Source organism: Streptomyces sp. NPDC002386, assembly GCF_053593175.1.
In genome coordinates, this window is the sequence record NZ_JBSFBX010000010.1 from 34,660 (window position 1) to 53,034 (window position 18,375).

General features: G+C 71.4%; 15 protein-coding genes. 9 read left to right on the top strand and 6 right to left on the bottom strand.

All coding sequences use genetic code 11. From position 1 onward, the window contains the following. Positions 1-30: 30 nt before the first annotated feature. On the top strand, positions 31-180 hold the full coding sequence (locus ACWCPN_RS20805) for a type II toxin-antitoxin system YoeB family toxin (RefSeq protein ID WP_451208122.1): 150 nt from the start codon (positions 31-33) through the stop codon (positions 178-180). A gap of 106 nt (positions 181-286) precedes the next feature. Here the strand turns inward: ACWCPN_RS20805 and ACWCPN_RS20810 are convergent, their stop codons facing one another. After that, positions 287-817: a hypothetical protein gene (locus ACWCPN_RS20810; RefSeq protein ID WP_451208125.1), complete on the bottom strand. Its 531-nt coding sequence runs from the start codon at positions 815-817 to the stop codon at positions 287-289. Between the two features lie 406 nt (positions 818-1,223). Between ACWCPN_RS20810 and ACWCPN_RS20815 the strand changes: the two genes are divergently transcribed. Then, entirely contained in the window at positions 1,224-3,725 is a 2,502-nt protein-coding gene (locus ACWCPN_RS20815) for a hypothetical protein (RefSeq protein WP_451208127.1), read from the top strand. Between the two features lie 168 nt (positions 3,726-3,893). Here ACWCPN_RS20815 and ACWCPN_RS20820 read toward each other — a convergent pair whose 3' ends face one another. From ACWCPN_RS20820 to ACWCPN_RS20830, 3 genes are all read right to left on the bottom strand, one after another. Further along, entirely contained in the window at positions 3,894-4,601 is a 708-nt protein-coding gene (locus ACWCPN_RS20820; RefSeq protein ID WP_451208129.1) for an ester cyclase, read from the bottom strand. A 73-nt stretch (positions 4,602-4,674) separates the two neighbouring features. After that, positions 4,675-5,448, bottom strand: coding sequence for an SDR family NAD(P)-dependent oxidoreductase (locus ACWCPN_RS20825; protein ID WP_451208132.1), 774 nt, complete (start codon positions 5,446-5,448; stop codon positions 4,675-4,677). 52 nt (positions 5,449-5,500) lie between these two features. Next, the gene (locus ACWCPN_RS20830) at positions 5,501-6,169 is read right to left on the bottom strand and encodes an MOSC domain-containing protein (RefSeq protein ID WP_451208135.1); all 669 of its coding nucleotides are present in this window, start codon (positions 6,167-6,169) and stop codon (positions 5,501-5,503) included. Between the two features lie 80 nt (positions 6,170-6,249). Between ACWCPN_RS20830 and ACWCPN_RS20835 the strand changes: the two genes are divergently transcribed. Continuing rightward, a complete protein-coding gene (locus ACWCPN_RS20835) occupies positions 6,250-7,149 on the top strand; it encodes a LysR family transcriptional regulator (RefSeq protein WP_451208138.1) in 900 nt (299 codons plus the stop codon). A 90-nt stretch (positions 7,150-7,239) separates the two neighbouring features. On the opposite strand, the gene ACWCPN_RS20840 is transcribed toward ACWCPN_RS20835, so the two are convergent. Further along, positions 7,240-7,569 carry a WhiB family transcriptional regulator gene (locus ACWCPN_RS20840; protein ID WP_451208141.1) on the bottom strand — a complete coding sequence of 110 codons (330 nt, stop codon included), beginning with the start codon at positions 7,567-7,569 and terminating at the stop codon, positions 7,240-7,242. Between the two features lie 381 nt (positions 7,570-7,950). On the opposite strand from ACWCPN_RS20840, the gene ACWCPN_RS20845 reads away from it, so the two are divergent. The 4 genes from ACWCPN_RS20845 (at position 7,951) to ACWCPN_RS20860 (ending at position 12,696) form a co-directional block, all read left to right on the top strand. After that, on the top strand, positions 7,951-8,562 hold the full coding sequence (locus tag ACWCPN_RS20845; protein ID WP_003948568.1) for a response regulator transcription factor: 612 nt from the start codon (positions 7,951-7,953) through the stop codon (positions 8,560-8,562). Positions 8,563-9,200: 638 nt separating this feature from the next. Further along, the gene (locus tag ACWCPN_RS20850; RefSeq protein WP_351672097.1) at positions 9,201-9,788 is read left to right on the top strand and encodes a sigma-70 family RNA polymerase sigma factor; all 588 of its coding nucleotides are present in this window, start codon (positions 9,201-9,203) and stop codon (positions 9,786-9,788) included. A gap of 163 nt (positions 9,789-9,951) precedes the next feature. Then, complete coding sequence (gene guaB / locus ACWCPN_RS20855; protein ID WP_451208144.1) at positions 9,952-11,457, top strand: IMP dehydrogenase; 1,506 nt, start codon at positions 9,952-9,954, stop codon at positions 11,455-11,457. Between the two features lie 114 nt (positions 11,458-11,571). Beyond that, positions 11,572-12,696, top strand: a complete 1,125-nt coding sequence (locus tag ACWCPN_RS20860; RefSeq protein WP_451208147.1) for a GuaB3 family IMP dehydrogenase-related protein — start codon at positions 11,572-11,574, stop codon at positions 12,694-12,696. Positions 12,697-12,796: 100 nt separating this feature from the next. Here the strand turns inward: ACWCPN_RS20860 and ACWCPN_RS20865 are convergent, their stop codons facing one another. Next, positions 12,797-14,005 carry a nucleotide sugar dehydrogenase gene (locus ACWCPN_RS20865; RefSeq protein WP_199211643.1) on the bottom strand — a complete coding sequence of 403 codons (1,209 nt, stop codon included), beginning with the start codon at positions 14,003-14,005 and terminating at the stop codon, positions 12,797-12,799. A gap of 284 nt (positions 14,006-14,289) precedes the next feature. On the opposite strand from ACWCPN_RS20865, the gene ACWCPN_RS20870 reads away from it, so the two are divergent. Continuing rightward, positions 14,290-15,996: a glycerol-3-phosphate dehydrogenase/oxidase gene (locus ACWCPN_RS20870; RefSeq protein ID WP_451208150.1), complete on the top strand. Its 1,707-nt coding sequence runs from the start codon at positions 14,290-14,292 to the stop codon at positions 15,994-15,996. A 320-nt stretch (positions 15,997-16,316) separates the two neighbouring features. Beyond that, complete coding sequence (locus tag ACWCPN_RS20875; RefSeq protein WP_451208152.1) at positions 16,317-18,344, top strand: protein kinase domain-containing protein; 2,028 nt, start codon at positions 16,317-16,319, stop codon at positions 18,342-18,344. Positions 18,345-18,375 lie beyond the last annotated feature (31 nt).

An 18,375-nucleotide genomic window follows, 5' to 3' on the forward strand; every position in this document is an offset into this window, starting at 1 on the left:
GGCTTGCATCACCGGGCGCCTTCTGAGTGAGTGCGCAGCTGTTGCCGCCGACAAGGCTTCCGACACTCCGGTGATCACCTGTCCGGCTACTGGACACGCCGGACCGACGACGAGCACCGACTCGTCCACCGGGGCACCGACAATGAAGTCGTGATCATCAAGGCCCGGCACCGCTACTGACGTCCACGCGGTGCCTACGGGAGCTCGGTGGGTACGACGGCCCACACCGTCTTGAGGGAGCACCGGGGCAGGACGTCACGCTCCCCTGTGCTCCGCTTCCGGTGACTCAGATGTGCGGGTGACGTTCGTAGGCGGGCGCTTCGTCCGGGAAGCCCTCCGGAAAGACGTCGCTGACAAGATCCCGCCGCAGGATGCGCAGCAGGTAGCCCTCCACCGGACCTTCGAAGAGGTCGTACTCGCCTCCCCGGCCGATGACACACAGAACAGCCCACTTGCGGTGGTCCCCATCGGGGATCAAGAAGCACATGTCCGCGTTGTCCGTGCCGCCCCAGCACACCAGCTCGGACGTCTTGGTTCCCCGTTCAGCCAGCAGCTTCTGGATATGGGGCCGGGTCGTGGCCATGGTCTTCCTGGCCTGCTGGGTCCGGGTCAGGAGGTCGGCGTTCAGGTTGTCGGCGCCCGCCCGGTAGACGCGAAGGAAGTCGTCGAACTTCGCACCTCCGAAAACGTCCAGAAAACGCATGAAGGCAGAGGGGAAGGTGACGCCCAGCACCGCCGCGGTCCGCTTCCAGTCGTTGGGCACGAGGCCCGCTTCACCGGTGGCCGGGAAGGCCGCCAGAAGTTCCAGGTCAGTCATGTTCTGCCTACTTGTTGATGATCGTCTGATCGATGTTGAGGCCGCTGCCCCTGGCGACGATCCGGACACCCGCGGAGATGAGGTCGGCGGGGCACCCAGCGGCGGCGATACCGTCCCACATGCCTCTTCCGGCGAAGACCTCGCGGACCGGAGCGAACGGGGCCATCATCGTCAGGTCCGGTCGACGGTGATCGACGGACGTGGAACGAGAGGCTCACGCCCGGTGGGGGCACGGGTGCGTGGCACGCGTACGGGGGGTGGGCCCATGCTGCCTTCAACGAACCGCAGGGCGTCGGCCGCGCCGCTGCTGAGAGTCGGCGCAGCGCTGTTACTGATCATGCTGTCCCTGTGGCTCCCCGGTGCCGGCCGGGCCGCAGCGGCCGACGGCCGAAAGCCGAAGGAACCTGTGGGGACCATCACCATGAGGGTCGGCTGGGACCGGTCGCGGCAGGAAGTGGTGGTCAGCCGGACCTGCTCCTACACGCTTCCGGCGCGGAGCAGCGCCCTGGCGCAGGTGCGGAGGAACGGTTACGGACACTGCGGTACGTTCGCGGTCTATCGCGATGGCAAGCTGCCGTACTTCGACGGGAACAAGACCCGACCGGTCAGGGTGACCCAACGTTCGTCCGGCGCGCGAGCGCAGGTGCAGTCCTTCTACGCCGTCTATCTGGTCCGCCGGTCGGGCGAGCAGAGGCTGAGAATTCCGCTGTGCCCGCTGTCCGCCATGGAGACAGGCGGTGACGGTGGCTACCCCGCCGTGTGGCTGGTGACGGTGAGCGCGCCGAAGTGGTCGTTCACCGGCGTCCTCGGGCCAGTCGAGTCGCAGTCCCAGGATTCCGTCACATGGCGTGTGGACACCGCGACGGACTCGAGGAAGAAGAGCCCGCCGGCCACTTGCTCGGTCGACCTGACCCGCACGGTGAGGACCACCCGGCTGCCGACGGCCCGTCCTCAGACCACGGGCGAGCTGGTGACCGGATTCGCGGTCGCTGTCGGCGGGATCGGTGCCGTCGCCGCCGCCCTGGTGGCAAGGCTGGCGGGACCCGCCGTGCCGCGCAGGTGGGCGAAAGCCTCACTGGTGCTCGCGGCGGCCGTGTGCCCCTGCGCCCTTGTCGCCCTGCCGGTTCCGCTCGTCCAGCCGGGCGCCACACGCATCGACCTGATCGAGACCTCTCTGCCGATCCCCCCGGCCTCCATGTGGACGCCGCAGGCTGTCCTCGGTCTCTGGCTTTGGTACGTCCTTCCGGTTTCGGCATGGTGGTTCACTCACCGGGTGGTGACCGGCAGGCCGCCGTCGCCCCGGACGCTCATCGTGAGCTGTGCGCCTCCGCTTGTCGCCCTGCTACTCATAGAGGCCGGCGGGACGGTACTGGCCACCGGGCTGTGGCTTCGGCTGACGGTGGCCGCGCTGCTCGCCTTCGCCTTGGCGATCTGCGGGAAACGGCCGAACAGGAAGCCCGCGTTGCGTAGATGGGCTCCCACCGCCGGGGCACTGCTCTGGACAGTCGTCGTCACCTACGAACTCGGCCAGACTTCCGTCATCGCCGACGATCACCTGACGGTGACGGGATGGAACGCCGCTGCTGTGCTGATCTGTACGTGGCCTGCCGCGGCGTGGCTCGCTTCGCTGTCGGCGCCCGCACTGTGCCGCACGCTGAGGCCGGCGGTCCGTACGATCTGCTTCCTGCTCCTCTGGGCCGCGGTGATCTCTCCGTATGCGGTGGCGTATCTGACGATGACCCGGTACGTCACGTACGGCGATCAGCTGGAGGACGACCTCTGGAGCCAGTATCGGGTGTCCCTCTTCAAGGGTTACGCGGCATGGCCGCTCTTCGTCGTCGCCGTCTGCGGCATCGTCCTGCAGATCGCCTATCTCTGGAGGCGCGGCGCCATCGGTCGTACCGGGCGAGCCGTGGAGCCCGTCGGCAGGGTGCTGCTGCTGTGTGCCGCGCTCATGGCGTTCGGCGCCCCGGATCTGCGCACCCTGACGATGTGGGGAGAGGCGCTCGCCGTGGCCTCGGTGGCGCTCGCCTCCCTGATACTGCTGCCTCTCGGATCGGACGGCTCCACGGCCAGATTGCGGCGGGTCAGCCGCCGGGGACACGCCCGCTTCATGGACCGCTGGCTCACGACCCAGCTGATCTGGGACACACGGGCCGACTTCCAGCGATCCGCCCGGTCCGCGCTCGCGGAGGACATGACCCTGTCGGACTTCTCCGACCGCTGGCGTGGACTGGCCGTACCCGGGCGCAACGACGACCCGGAGTCGAGGATGAGACGTGCCAAGCGCTTCGCCCTGGGCACGAACGCGGGACGCAGCCCCTGGAGCGCGGGGATCGCCGCCGCGGGACGGGCACAGCTTCTGGCCCTGCCGTGGGCCGTGTACAAGGCCGTGCAGAGCGGCACCGTGGGAGCGGACTATTTCATGCCGTTCCACCTGGACGTGCTGTTCCAGACTCTCCGGTTCACGCACTGGGCGCTGTACGGATTCGTCTTCGGCTACTTCTACGCGATGCTGCGCGGGCTCACGCCCGTAGGCAAGGCGGCCTGGCTCATGCTGGCGATCCTGCCGGCCGAGGTCCTTCCCATGGCGACCCTCACTGTGGACCCGCAGTACACGCGGGACCCCTCCCTGAGCGATCTGGCGGCTGGGTGCGGCGGGGTCGCAGGGCAGACGCTCGTCCTGTGCATGCTGCTGGGGCTCTGGTGGGAATGGTCGCTCGCCCGGGCCGCCGGAATGAAGTGGTCCCAGATCAGGAACTTCCGCCGGTTGTCGTCGATCACGGTCCCCGCCGGCACTGTGCTCGTGGCCGGGGCCACCGCGTTCGCCACCGCGATCGCCGGGACATGGGCGCAGCCGGACCTGAAGCCACCCGGTGAGGTGCAGTCCTCCCAGCCTGCTCCCTAGGCCGAACCGGCACGGTGAGCGGTCTGTCCACCCCGCTGCACATCGTTCGGGGCGACGTCCAGGGGGCACCCGTCGGGCCGGGCACCGTGCTCGGCGGAACCGCGGAGCCGCGCACCGGGTCGTCCTGGTCGTTGCCCTTCACTTGAGGGAGCTGCGCTCACCCCCCGCCTACTGCTCCAGCTCGTCCAGCGCCCCCAGTTGCTGCATCAGCCCCAGCTGGTCGTGCTGCCACCAGGTTTCGGTGATCTTGCCGTGGGGGCCGAAGCGGAAGAGGGTCATGCCGGTCATGGTGACCTGGCGGCCGGTCGCCGGGATGCCCAGGAAGTCGCCCTTGTGGGTGGCGTTCCAGGTCCAGCGCGCGCAGGCCTGGTCGCCCTGGGCCAGCACGTCGTCGACCGTGAAGGCGAAGTCGAAGGCGGCGCGCCACATCCGGTACTCGCTCCGGACGCTGTCCAGCCCGATGGTGTCCTGCGGGTTCACCGGGTCGTGGCTGTGGATGTCCTCGTCCAGCAGGTCGTTGAGCGGCGGCAGCTCGCCCTCGCTCTCCAGGGCCGCGAAGAGCCGCCGCACGGCGTCGAGGCCCAGCTGCTCGTCCCTGACGACGTCCAGGTCGGTGAACGTCGGTGTCTCGTCGCACAGGGCGGCCATGTCCCGGAAGATCCTGCCGGTCTCCGGGAGGTTCGAGTTCCGCATCGCCTCCTCGTACGACGGGAACTCCACCACCTCGACGATGTGCGACGCGTCCGAGCGGTCCTTGCCGACCACCGCGTGCGTCGCCGTGCGCCGTCCCTTGCTCTGGGTGACCCAGTCGTCCATGAGCCGGTTCATCTCGTCCAGCCGGCTCGTCCTGCACTCGATGAGCTGTACGAAGGTCATGTCACCGCCTCCGGCCCCCCTGGTCCGGTACCGACCCGACCATCTTCCCACCGGAACGGCGGCGTCACCCGTGCTACTGGGGCCCGTACTTGCGGCCCGTCCGCGAGCTGATCCCGCCCAGCAGACCGCGCGGGGTGACCTTCACGAGACCCATCAGCGCCTTGTAGCGCGGGTCCGGAACGGACAGCGACTTCCCGCGGGCGAGGTCGGCCAGCGCCGCCGCGACCAGCTTGTCGGCGTCCAGCCACATCCAGCCGGGGATGTTGTCCGTGCCCATGCCGGCCCGCTCGTGGAACTCGGTGCGCACGAAGCCGGGGCACAGCGCCATCAGACGGACCCCGCTGCCGGCCAGGTCCCGCGCCGCGCCCTGGGTGAACTGCACGACCCACGCCTTCGAGGCGCCGTAGGTGCCCCGGGGCACGAAGGCGGCCACCGACGCCACGTTGACCACACCGCCCCGGCCGCGCTCCCGCATCGCCCCGGTGGCCGCCGAGGTCAGCCGCAGCACCGCCTCGCAGTGCACCTTGAGCATCCTGAGCTCGTCGGCCATGGGCACCTCCAGGAAGCGGCCCTTGTTGCCGAAGCCGGCGTTGTTGACCAGCAGGTCGACCGGGTTGCGCCGGTCGCCGAGCCGGTCGGTCACCCTCTCGATGCCCTTGTCCTCGGCGAGGTCGGCGGTGAGCACCTCCACCTCGACACCGTGCCGGTCGTGCAGCTCGGTCGCCTGCTCGCGCAGCCGCTTGGTGTCCCGTGCCACCAGGACGAGGTCATGCCCGTCAGCCGCCAGGCGCCGCGCGAACGCGGCACCGATCCCCGCGGTCGATCCCGTAATCAGAGCCGTTGTCATGGCCCAAGGGTAGTGACCCGGAGCGAGCGCGTCCGCCCGCGGTGACGGCCTCTCAGCGGGTCTGGGCCGCGACGTACTTGCGGGCCGCGGCCAGGGCCTCCGGGTGCAGCGCGTCGCCTGCCGCGAGCAGGCCGGGCAGCAGTTCCCGCTCGGTGGTGACCGCGCGGAACTCCATGGCCGCCGTCACCCCGTGGTCCGGCCGGTGCACGATCTCGATGGAGTCGCCCGCCCGTATATCGCCCGGTTCGATCACCCGCAGATAGGCGCCGGTCGCGCCCTTCCGGGTGAATCTCCTGACCCAACCCCGTTCGGCCAAATGGCCCTGGAAGGTGCGGCAGGGGATCCGGCCGGAGGTGACCTCCAGCACGACCTGGGGACCGATCCGCCAGCGCTCGCCGATCAGCGCCCCGGACACGTCGAGACCGTCCGTCGTGAGGTTCTCGCCGAAACACCCGTTGGCCAGCGTCCGGCCCAGCTCGCGCTCCCAGTCGTCGAGGTCCTCGCGCGCGAAGGCGTACACCGCCTGGTCGTCACCGCCGTGGTGGCGGGTGTCGCACACGGTGTCCCCGGCGAGACCGCTCGCGCCGGTCCCCTTGGGGCCGGGCGCCGCCACCCGTACCGGCCCGTCGGTGGGCCGCTTGTCGATGCCCGTCACGCCCTGCGGCTGGTCCGTGTACGGCACGGCCTGCGCGCTGCCCAGATTGACCGAGAGAAGCTTCATGCGCGCACGGTACGGGACCGGACCTCAAAGCGTCGAGGCGATATTGGGCGCCACACCCAAGTCAGGCTTATGCTTCTGGGGTGATCGAGGCCCGTCATCTCCGTGTCCTGCGCGCCGTCGCCGGCACCGGCTCCTTCTCCGCGGCGGGGCGTGAGCTGGGCTGCACCCAGCCAGCCGTCAGCCAGCAGATGAAGGCCCTGGAGGCCTCGGTCGGCACCCCGCTGCTGGTCCGCAGCGGCCGCGAGATGCGGCTCACCGAGGCCGGCGAGGCCCTGGTCCGGCACGCCTCCGGCATCCTCGCCGGGCTCACCGCGGCCGAGGAGGAGGTCGCCGCGATCGCGGGCCTGCGCGCCGGCCGGGTCCGGCTCGTCTCCTTCCCCAGTGGCAGCTCCACCCTCGTGCCCACCGCCCTCGCCGCACTTCGCGCCGCCCACCCCGGCACCCGCGTCTCCCTCGAGGAGGCCGAGCCCCCGCGGTCCGTGGAGCTGCTGCGCGAGGGCGACTGCGACCTGGCGCTCGCCTTCCGCTACGAGGGCGCGGCCGTCGCCGAGGACTGGGACGACCTCGTCGTACGGCCCCTGCTGACGGACCGCCTGGTCGCCCTGGTGCCCGAACGGCACCCGCTCGCGCGCGCGGAGTCCGTCGGCATCGGGGAACTGGCCCTGGAGCCCTGGATCGCGGGCTGCCCGCGCTGCCGCGGCCAGCTGGTGGAGGTGTGCGAGAGCGCCGGATTCACGCCCCGCATCGACTTCGCCACCGACGACTACCCGGCGGTGGTCGGCCTGGTGGGCGCGGGACTCGGGGTAGCCGTACTGCCGCAGCTCGCGGTGGAGTCGGTACGGCCGAGAGGGGTGCGAACGGTGGATCTGGAACCGGTGGTCCGGCGGCAGATCGTCGCCCTCACCCTGCCCGACCTGGCACAGGTGCCGGCCGTGGCGGCGACACTGGAGCAGCTCGCCCGGGCGGCCGGGCGGGAGTAACGGTAAGGCGGCAGAGTCGCGGGCACGCGGTCCGCGTGCCCGGCGGGGATGGGAAGCACCCGGTGGTCTGTGGGTGCAGAAACGTTTCCTTCAGTGATGAGAGGCGGTGTCGCCATTGGTGGTCGAGGCCGCCACCAGGCGGTTGCGTGCCCGCCCCATCAACTCCTCACGCTCGTCCTCGGTCAGGCCGCCCCAGACTCCGTACGGCTCGCGTACCGCCAGCGCATGCGCGGCGCACTCCGCACGGACCGGGCACCTCATGCAGACCTCCTTGGCCGAGTTCTCTCGAGCGCTCCGAGCCGCCCCGCGCTCGCCCTCAGGGTGAAAGAAGAGCGAGCTGTCCACTCCGCGGCAGGCAGCCAGCAGCTGCCAGTCCCACAGGTCCGCGTTCGGTCCGGGAAGGCGGGAGAAATCTGCCATTACGTGACCCCTTGTAGCCGTTCTGGGCGGATCCGGTGCCAACGACCGTACATCTCCGGTCTAAGGAGATGAAAATATGACTCATTGCGAATCTAGCTCCAGACACTGAGAAACGGGAGCAAAAGCGACTAAATGGGGCATAGGTTGTGATGAAAAGTTGAGAGTCTGTTGGGCATGTCTGCACCGTGTCGAGACCCTCACGTAGAGTGCCGAAGACGGCATGTAGCCCCGTAACTCTTTCGAGTGACCGTCGTTGAGAGTGCGGAGGCGGTTGAAGACACAAGCGCTCGGGCAGGCGTCCCAAGCGGTCGACCGCACAGGTGACGATTCCGTACCAGCCTGGAGGCTCAAGGTGACGCGCATCAGCTGTGGAGGGCGGTCATGACATCCGTCCTCGTCTGCGACGACTCCCCGCTTGCCCGAGAGGCGCTCCGCCGCGCGGTGGCGACCGTGCCCGGCGTCGAGCGCGTGACGACGGCGGCCAACGGCGAGGAAGTCCTCCGCCGCTGGGGTGCCGACCGCTCCGACCTCATTCTGATGGACGTACGCATGCCCGGCCTGGGCGGCGTCGAGACCGTGCGCCGCCTGCTGTCCGCGGACCCGGGTGCGCGCATCATCATGCTGACCGTCGCCGAGGACCTCGACGGTGTGGCCCTCGCGGTGGCCGCCGGCGCCCGGGGCTACCTGCACAAGGACGCCTCGCGCGCGGAGCTGCGCGCCACGGTGACCCAGGCCCTCGCCGACCCCACCTGGCGGCTGGCCCCGCGCCGGCTGCGCTCGGCGGAGATGGGCGCGGCGCCCACTCTCACCGCACGCGAGATCCAGGTGCTCGAGGGCATGAGCCACGGCCGCTCGAACGCCGAGATCGGCCGCGAGCTGTTCCTCTCCGAGGACACCGTGAAGACGCACGCCCGCCGCCTGTTCAAGAAGCTCGGCGCCTCGGACCGGGCCCACGCCGTGGCACTCGGATTCCGCTGGGGACTGGTCCGGTAGGACGGGTCCGTGGCGCACGGCCGCGGCCGGCCCCTGGCGGATCCCCGTCTGCCGCGCGGCGGACGGGGCGGAGCGCGGCCGGGAGTGAGGTGGCGCGGTGGCGGGCGACGGTGGGTGCGGCTCGGCGGTCTGCCGGGAGACGCCGGCGGCCGGTGTCCGCGGCCCGCGTCCAGGACCCGCGGTCATGTGATCGACGGGCGCGCGCCTGTTCGGGCGAGACCGTGGTCCGGCCGGCCGCGGTGTGACCGTGAGTGACGGTCACGGCCGGCCCGGTATCTTCGGCCATCCGGCTTCCCCGGGGCGTCACCCCGGTGGTCCGCCGGACGGCCCACGCCCGCGGCAACGGTTCGGCCGTTCGCCCGACGGGCATCCACCGGGTGCGAGGCGCGCGGGCGCGGGCCGGTCGGTGGGCGGTGGGAGACGCGCGGACGGGGCCGGGCGAGGCGGTGGCCGGACGCCCGCTGCTCGTTTCGGCGCGGATGCCGCATCCTTGAGATGTGGAGTCTCTCGGGGACGAGTCGGTCGAGCGGAAGGGGAGGGCGCAGGGGATGAGTGCCGGCGCACCTACTCATAACGCTTCGGTGCACAACCACGGGCACGATGCGACGGACCGGACGGCCGCAGGGCACCATGGACCGATGCGCGACGACGAGGCGGGCACGGCCCCTGGAGCGTTCGGCGCGCTCGTGCACCGCGCCGTCGACGGCGACGCGCAGGCCACGCACGACCTGCTCGCCCACGTCCACCCCCTGGCGCTGCGCTACTGCCGCACCCGGCTGTCCCGGCTGCCGGGCGACGCGCGCCACTTCGTGGAGGACCTCGCACAGGAGGTCTGCGTGGCGGTGCTGCTCGCCCTGCCCCGCTACCGGGACACCGGCCGCCCCTTCGAGGCCTTCGTCTTCGCCATCGCCTCGCACAAGGTGGCCGACCTCCAGCGCGCCGCGATGCGCCACCCCGGCTCCACCGCCGTCCCCTCGGACGAGATGCCGGAGCGTCCCGACGACTCCCTCGGCCCCGAGGAGCGCGCCCTGCTCAGCAGTGACGCCGAGTGGGCCAAGAAACTGCTGGCCAACCTGCCCGAGAACCAGCGGGAGCTGCTCCTGCTGCGTATCGCCGTGGGCTTGACCGCGGAGGAGACGGGGCAGATGTTGGGAATGTCACCCGGCGCGGTCCGGGTCGCCCAGCACCGGGCGCTGAGCCGCCTGCGCGCGCTGGCCGAGCAGTAACCCCCTGGACGGAGCCACCACGGCTCCCTCCGTTGAACGGGCGCGCCCCCGCTCCCGTACGAACATACGAAGCCTGAAGCGGCGCCCTGACGTGGAATTTGCTAGCGAAGCTTGCCGTTAGCATGGACATCCGCACCGATCAAGGCCATTTGGGGAAGGTGTCATGACTGCAAACGTCGACGGAGTGCCCGGAAAATTCGCGACACTCGGGCTGACCTACGACGACGTGCTGCTGCTGCCGGGCGCATCCGAGGTGCTCCCCAACGCGGTCGACACCTCGTCCCGCATCTCCCGCAACGTCCGGGTGAACATCCCGCTGCTCTCGGCGGCGATGGACAAGGTGACCGAGTCCCGCATGGCGATCGCGATGGCCCGGCTGGGCGGCGTCGGCGTGCTGCACCGCAACCTCTCCGTCGAGGACCAGGTGAACCAGGTCGACCTGGTGAAGCGGTCCGAGTCCGGCATGGTCACCGACCCGATCACGGTGCACCCCGAGGCCACGCTCGCCGAGGCGGACGCGCTGTGCGCCAAGTTCCGCATCAGCGGTGTCCCGGTCACCAACCCCGCCGGCAAGCTGCTCGGCATCGTGACCAACCGCGACATGGCCTTCGAGAGCGACCGCGGCCGCCGCGTGCACGAGGTCATGACCCCGATGCCGCTGGTCACCGGCAAGGTCGGCATCTCCGGCCCCGAGGCCATGGAACTGCTGCGGAAGCACAAGATCGAGAAGCTGCCGCTGGTGGACGACGAGGGCGTCCTCAAGGGCCTCATCACGGTCAAGGACTTCGTCAAGGCCGAGAAGTACCCCAACGCCGCGAAGGACGCCGAGGGCCGGCTGCTCGTCGGCGCCGCGGTCGGTGCCAGCCCCGAGGCGCTGGAGCGCGCCCAGGCGCTCGCCGGGGCCGGTGTGGACTTCCTGGTCGTCGACACCTCGCACGGCCACAACAGCAACGCCCTCAGCTGGATGTCCAAGATCAAGTCGAGCGTGAACGTCGACGTGGTCGGCGGCAACGTCGCCACGCGCGACGGCGCCCAGGCGCTGATCGACGCCGGTGTGGACGGCATCAAGGTGGGTGTGGGCCCGGGCTCCATCTGCACCACCCGCGTCGTCGCCGGCATCGGCGTCCCGCAGGTCACCGCCATCTACGAGGCGTCCCTGGCGGCCCGTTCCGCCGGTGTCCCGCTGATCGGCGACGGCGGCCTGCAGTACTCCGGCGACATCGGCAAGGCGCTGGCCGCCGGCGCCGACACGGTGATGCTGGGCAGCCTTCTCGCCGGCTGCGAGGAGTCCCCGGGCGAGCTGCTCTTCATCAACGGCAAGCAGTTCAAGTCGTACCGCGGCATGGGCTCGCTGGGCGCCATGCAGTCCCGCGGCCAGGGCCGGTCGTTCTCCAAGGACCGGTACTTCCAGGCCGACGTCACCGCCGACGAGAAGCTCGTGCCCGAGGGCGTCGAGGGCCAGGTGCCCTACCGCGGCCCGCTCGCCAACGTGCTGCACCAGCTCGTCGGCGGCCTGCGCCAGACCATGGGCTACGTGGGCGCCGCCACCATCGAGGAGATGGAGTCCAAGGGCCGCTTCGTGCGGATCACCTCGGCGGGCCTGAAGGAGAGCCACCCGCACGACATCCAGATGACGGTCGAGGCTCCGAACTACAGCAACAAGAAGTGACGCACGCGCGCGCGTGACGGGTATCGACGGCGGCCCCGGAACCTCCGGGGCCGCCGTCGCCGTGCCCGTCGGCGATACTGGAAGACGCTGAACGCATCAGGGAAAGGCCAAGACGTGACTGAGATCGAGATCGGGCGCGGCAAGCGCGGCCGCCGGGCGTACGCCTTCGACGACATCGCCGTCGTCCCCAGCCGCCGTACGCGGGACCCGAAGGAGGTCTCGATCGCCTGGCAGATCGACGCCTACCGCTTCGAGCTGCCGTTCCTGGCCGCCCCCATGGACTCGGTCGTCTCCCCGGCCACCGCGATCCGTATCGGCGAGCTGGGCGGTCTGGGCGTACTGAACCTCGAGGGTCTGTGGACGCGGCACGAGGACCCGCAGCCGCTGCTCGACGAGATCGCCGAGCTGCCCGCCGACCAGGCGACCCGCCGCCTCCAGGAGATCTACGCGGCGCCGATCAAGGAGGAGCTGATCGGCGCCCGCATCAAGGAGGTGCGCGACTCCGGCGTGGTCACGGCGGCCGCGCTCTCCCCGCAGCGCACCGCCCAGTTCTCCAAGGCGGTCGTGGACGCGGGCGTGGACATCTTCGTCATCCGCGGTACGACGGTCTCCGCGGAGCACGTGTCGTCCTCGCACGAGCCGCTGAACCTCAAGCAGTTCATCTACGAGCTCGACGTCCCGGTGATCGTGGGCGGCTGCGCCACCTACACCGCGGCCCTGCACCTGATGCGCACCGGCGCGGCGGGCGTGCTGGTGGGCTTCGGCGGCGGCGCCGCGCACACCACGCGCAACGTGCTCGGCATCCAGGTCCCGATGGCGACGGCGGTCGCCGACGTGGCGGCGGCCCGCCGCGACTACATGGACGAGTCCGGCGGCCGGTACGTGCACGTGATCGCGGACGGCGGCGTCGGCTGGTCCGGCGACCTGCCCAAGGCGATCGCCTGCGGCGCCGACTCCGTGATGATGGGCTCCCCGCTGGCCCGCGGCACGGACGCGCCCGGCAAGGGCCACCACTGGGGCATGGAGGCCGTCAACGAGGAGCTGCCCCGCGGCCAGAAGGTCGACCTGGGCACGGTCGGCACCATCGAGGAGATCCTCACCGGCCCGTCCCACACCCCCGACGGCTCCATGAACTTCTTCGGCGCCCTGCGCCGCGCCATGGCCACCACCGGCTACAGCGAGCTGAAGGAGTTCCAGCGCGTCGAGGTGACGGTCGCGGACAGCCAGCACCGCCGCTGAGCCTTCGGCAACACGTCAGGGGCCGGTCGTCCAGGAGGACGACCGGCCCTTGCGCGTGCCCGACCGCGTGCGGATTCCCGGTCGGTGGGCCGCGCCCCCGTCACAGCCGGTGCGCCGCCCCCGTGGGGGCCGCGCCCCGGGTGTCCAGGAGGAGCTGGGCCTTCACCGACAGGCCCTGCAGGTCGTAGGTGCGGTGCTGCTGGAGCAGGATCGTCAGGTCGGCGTCGGCGACCGCCTCGTACAGGGCGTCGGCCCGGGGGACCGGGCGGTCGAGGACGCTCCACGCGTGGACGTACGGGTCGTGGAAGCTCACGGACGCGCCCAGCTCGGTCAGCCGGACCGCGATCTCGCGCGCGGGTGTGCCCTGGAGGTCGGCGATGTCGGGCTTGTAGGTGACGCCGAGCAGCAGGACGCGGGCCCCGCGCGCGGACTTGCCGTGCTCGTTGAGGAGGGTGGCGGCGCGCCGGACGACGTACGCGGGCATGCGGTGGTTGACCTGCTGGGCGAGTTCCACCATGCGCAGGGTGCGGGTCGCGTGGCCGGTCAGGTCCTGGGGGAGGCCGTGGCCGCCGACGCCCGGGCCCGGCCGGAAGGCCTGGAAGCCGAACGGCTTGGTCTCCGCGCAGCGGACGACGTCCCACAGGTCGACGCCCAGCTCGTGGCAGAGTTCGGCCATCTCGTTGACCAGCGCGATGTTCACGTGCCGGTAGTTCGTCTCCAGCAACTGCACCGTCTCCGCCTCGCGCAGCCCGCGCGCGCGGACCACCTTGTCGGTCAGCCGCCCGTAGAAGGCGGCGGCCGACTCGGTGCAGGCCGGGGTGAGGCCCCCGATCACCTTGGGCGTGTTGGCCGGGTTGCGGTCGCGGTTGCCGGGGTCGACGCGGCTGGGCGAGTAGGCGAGGTGGAAGTCCCGCCCCGCGCGGAGTCCGGAGCCCTCCTCCAGCAGGGGGCGCAGGAACCCGTCGGTGGTCCCGGGCAGCACGGGTGACTCCAGGATGACCGTGGTGTGCGGGCGGAGCCGCTCGGCGAGCGTGCGGGCGGCCCCCTCCACCTGGCCGAGGTCGATCCCGCCGTCGGCGCCGCGCGGAGTGGGCGCGCAGATCACCGCGGTGCGCACCCGGCCGAGCTGGGCCGGGTCGGTGCCGGGCAGGAATCCGGTGGAGCGCATCCGGCGCAGCTCGGCGGGGCTGAGCGAGCCGGCCTCGGGGCCGGTGGCGTACCCGATGGTCGGGATGCCCGCGGCGACGGCGGCCTGGGCTAGCGGCAGGCCGTACGGACCGAGTCCGATCACGGCGAGGTCTGCGGGCATGGGGCGTGGGCCGTCCTTCCCAGTAGCCGAAGCGGGACAGGTGCGCAACCGCTGTGGGCAGCATGTACGAGCGCACTGTCACACTAGGAGTAAATATGACCGTTATGTGGGATTGTGTTCGTGTGTCTCCCGGGTGGTTGCGCGGACGTCGTCCACAGGTCGCGGGTGCGTGGTGGCCGGCACAGGGCGAGCCGGTCAGAATTTGGGCATGAGGAGGGGGTGAACGGGCTTCGCCCCACCGCGGGTGCGGCCGACGCGAGGACGTGCGACAGCGGGAGGCAGCGGTGAGGACAGCGACTCTGGGCCCGGAGCAGCGCGCCGAGGCACTGGCGGCGATGGCGGAGCGCGAACTGGACGTGCTGGTGGTCGGCGGCGGAGTGGTGGGCGCAGGCACCGCGCTGGACGCCGTCACCCGCGGTCTGTCCACCGGCCTGGTCGAGGCCCGTGACTGGGCGTCCGGCACCTCCAGCAGGTCGAGCAAGCTCATCCACGGCGGCCTGCGCTACCTGGAGATGCTCGACTTCGCCCTCGTCCGCGAGGCGCTGAAGGAACGCGGGCTGCTGCTGGAGCGGATCGCCCCGCACCTGGTCAAACCGGTGCCGTTCCTCTACCCGCTGCAGCACAAGGGCTGGGAGCGGTGGTACGCCGGTTCGGGCGTCGCGCTCTACGACGCGATGTCGATGGCCCGCGGGCACGGCCGGGGCCTGCCCCTGCACCGGCACCTGACCCGCCGTCACGCCCTGCGGGTCGCGCCCTGCCTGAAGAAGGACGCCCTGGTCGGCGCGCTCCAGTACTACGACGCGCAGATGGACGACGCCCGCTTCGTCACCAACCTGGTGCGCACCGCGGTGTCCTACGGCGCGCGGGTCGCCAACCGGGCCCGCGTGACCGGGTTCCTGCGCGAGGGCGAGCGGGTCGTCGGCGCCCGGGTGCAGGACGTGGAGGGCGGCGGGGAGTACGAGATCCGCGCCAAGCAGGTCGTCAACGCCACCGGGGTGTGGACCGACGACACCCAGGCCATGGTGGGGGAGCGGGGCCAGTTCCACGTCCGCGCCTCCAAGGGCATCCACCTCGTCGTGCCCAAGGACCGCATCCACTCCACCACCGGCCTGATCCTGCGCACCGAGAAGTCGGTCCTGTTCGTCATCCCCTGGGGCCGGCACTGGATCGTCGGCACCACGGACACCTCCTGGGACCTCGACAAGGCCCACCCGGCCGCCTCCAGCGCCGACATCGACTACCTGCTGGAGCACGTCAACTCGGTGCTCGCCGTGCCGCTCCGCCGCGACGACGTGCAGGGCGTGTACGCCGGGCTGCGGCCGCTGCTGGCCGGCGAGTCGGACGCCACCAGCAAGCTGTCCCGCGAGCACACCGTGGCCCATCCGGCGCCCGGGCTGGTGGTCGTGGCGGGCGGCAAGTACACGACGTACCGGGTGATGGCCAAGGACGCCGTCGACGAGGCGGTGCACGGGCTCGACATGCGCGTCGCCGACTGCGTCACCGAGGAGATCCCGCTGCTCGGCGCCGAGGGCTACCGGGCGATGTGGAACGCCCGGGCGCGGATCGCCGCCCGCACCGGCCTGCACGTGGTCCGGGTGGAGCACCTGCTGAACCGGTACGGCTCCATGGCGGAGGAGATCCTGGACCTGATCGCCGCCGACCCGGCGCTGGGCGAACCGCTGCAGGCCGCCGACGACTACCTGCGCGCCGAGGTGGTGTACGCCGCCTCGCACGAGGGCGCCCGCCACCTGGACGACGTGCTCACCCGCCGCACCCGCATCTCCATCGAGACCTTCGACCGGGGCACCCGCAGCGCCCGCGAGGCCGCCGAGCTGATGGCGCCCGTCCTCGGCTGGGACAAGGGCCAGATCGAGCGCGAGGTGGAGCACTACGAGAAGCGGGTCGAGGCCGAGCGGGAGTCCCAGCTCCAGCCGGACGACCTGACGGCGGACGCGGCCCGGCTGGGGGCGCCGGACATCGTGCCGCTGTAGCCGGAACCACCCGGACGGGTGACCCGGGCCGGGACCCTTGCCGGGGGCCCGGCCGTTGTACCCGGTGCGAGGGCGGAAACGGCGACGGCGGGGCGGTTCCGGGCGGTTCCCGAGCCGAGTCCGCGTGTGTGCCCGGGAAGGAGCGGGGCACTCCTGGAGGGTGAGTGGAGCGCTGGGCCTGACGCGGACTCAAGGTGACGGTGCGGCGGGTGTTCCGGCGTCCGCGGCCCCCGGCGCGGCAGGGGGCACCCTGGGCGTCGGCCACTTGTCGGGTGAGAGACAATGGAGGCTCTGTCAGGGCGGGTTGCATGAGGGGACGCATGTCGGAGGCGGAGCGGGCGGGAACATCCCGTCAGGAGACTCGTCAGGGCAAGAACGAGCGGCGTCTCCTCGCCGGGCGGTACCGGCTGGGAGACGTGCTGGGCCGCGGCGGCATGGGCACGGTGTGGCGCGCTGAGGACGAGACCCTCGGCCGCACGGTCGCCGTCAAGGAGCTGCGGTTCCCGTCGAACATCGACGAGGAGGAGAAGCGGCGCCTGATCACGCGCACCCTGCGCGAGGCCAAGGCGATCGCCCGGATCCGCAACAACAGCGCGGTGACGGTCTTCGACGTGGTCGAGGAGGACGACCGGCCGTGGATCGTCATGGAGCTGGTCGAGGGCAAGTCCCTGGCCGAGGTCATCCGTGAGGACGGCCTGCTGGAGCCCAAGCGCGCCGCCGAGGTGGGCCTCGCCGTCCTCGACGTGCTGCGCTCCGCGCACCGCGAGGGCATCCTGCACCGCGACGTGAAGCCGTCCAACGTGCTGATCGCCGAGGACGGCCGGGTCGTGCTCACCGACTTCGGCATCGCGCAGGTCGAGGGCGACCCGTCCATCACGTCCACCGGCATGCTGGTCGGCGCCCCCTCCTACATCTCCCCGGAGCGCGCCCGCGGGCACAAGCCGGGCCCCGCGGCGGACCTGTGGTCCCTGGGCGGCCTGCTGTACGCGTCGGTCGAGGGTCTGCCGCCGTACGACAAGGGCTCGGCGATCGCCACGCTGACCGCGGTGATGACCGAACCCCTTGAGGAGCCCAAGAACGCGGGGCCGCTCAGGGACGTCATCTACGGCCTGCTCACCAAGGACCCGGCGCAGCGGCTCGACGACGCCGGCGCCCGCACCATGCTCAACGCGGTGATCCACGCGCCCGCGCCCGAGCCGATGGACGCCACCCGTGTCGTCCCGCTGCCGGCGCAGCCCGGCGGCCCGGAGGGCAAGCGGGGCGAGGAGGCCGGGGAGAAGCTGCGCGGTGCCCTGCGTTCGGTCCGCAAGGCGGCCGGAGCCGCCACAGCGGCGGCGGCCGTGCGGGCGAAGAACAACGCCGGGACGACCACCTCCGGTACCGGCGGCACGGGCACCGAGGGCGCTGCGGGCGCCGCGGCCACGGCCGGTGCCGCTTCGCGGGGCGGACGGAATGGTTCCGCCCCTCAGGGCTCGCCTTCCGTACCGAACTCCGCCGCGGGCAAGCCGAGTTCCGGGTGGCCCGTGGTGCCGCCGCCGGACCTGGACCTGCCGTCGCGGCCGGCACCCAGGGCGCCGCTCACCGACGTGGTGCCCAGGCGGACCCTGGTGATCATCGCGATCGTGGTCGCGCTGGCGGTCGTCGGCACCGTACTGGCCCTCGTGTTCGGCGGCGGTGACGACAAGGGCGACGACCGCGGCAGCGGTGCCAAGGCCGCGCCGAGCGCGAGTGCCTCCACCAAGGAGGACAAGGACACGGGCGGCAAGAGCAGCCCCGGCGACGGCACACGGACCGACGGGAACGCCTCGGCGTCCGCCTCCACGGGCTCGTCGTCGGACGACGCGGCGAGCGCGAGCGCCTCCGGCGACGAGAACGAGGACTCCGGCTCGTCCGGCTCGAAGAGCGGCGGCAGCGCGCCCGCCGAGTCGACCCACAAGGGCGGCCAGGGGTACTCGATCGGGCTGCCCAAGGGCTGGAAGTACCAGTCGACCGGCGCCGCCGGCGACCGCTACACCGGGCCCGACGGGCAGAAGCTGCTCGTCGCCTGGACCAGCACCCCCAAGAACGACCCGGTGGCGGACTGGAAGAACCAGGAGCGCTACATGGTGCGCTCCCAGTACCACCGGATCCGCATAGAGAAGGTGGACTACCGGGGCTGGAACACCGCCGACTGGGAGTTCACCTACTCCGAGGGCGGCACCGGGTACCGGACGATCGACCGCGGGTTCGTGGTGAACGGGCATCTCGGGTACGCGCTGATGTACACCGCCAAGGCCGCGAGCTGGCAGGGCGACCTGCGCAAGGACACCTGGCGGACGCTGACGAAGTCCTTCGAGCCCAAGTCGTGACATGACCGCGCCCGGTTCGGATCCGTGAGAA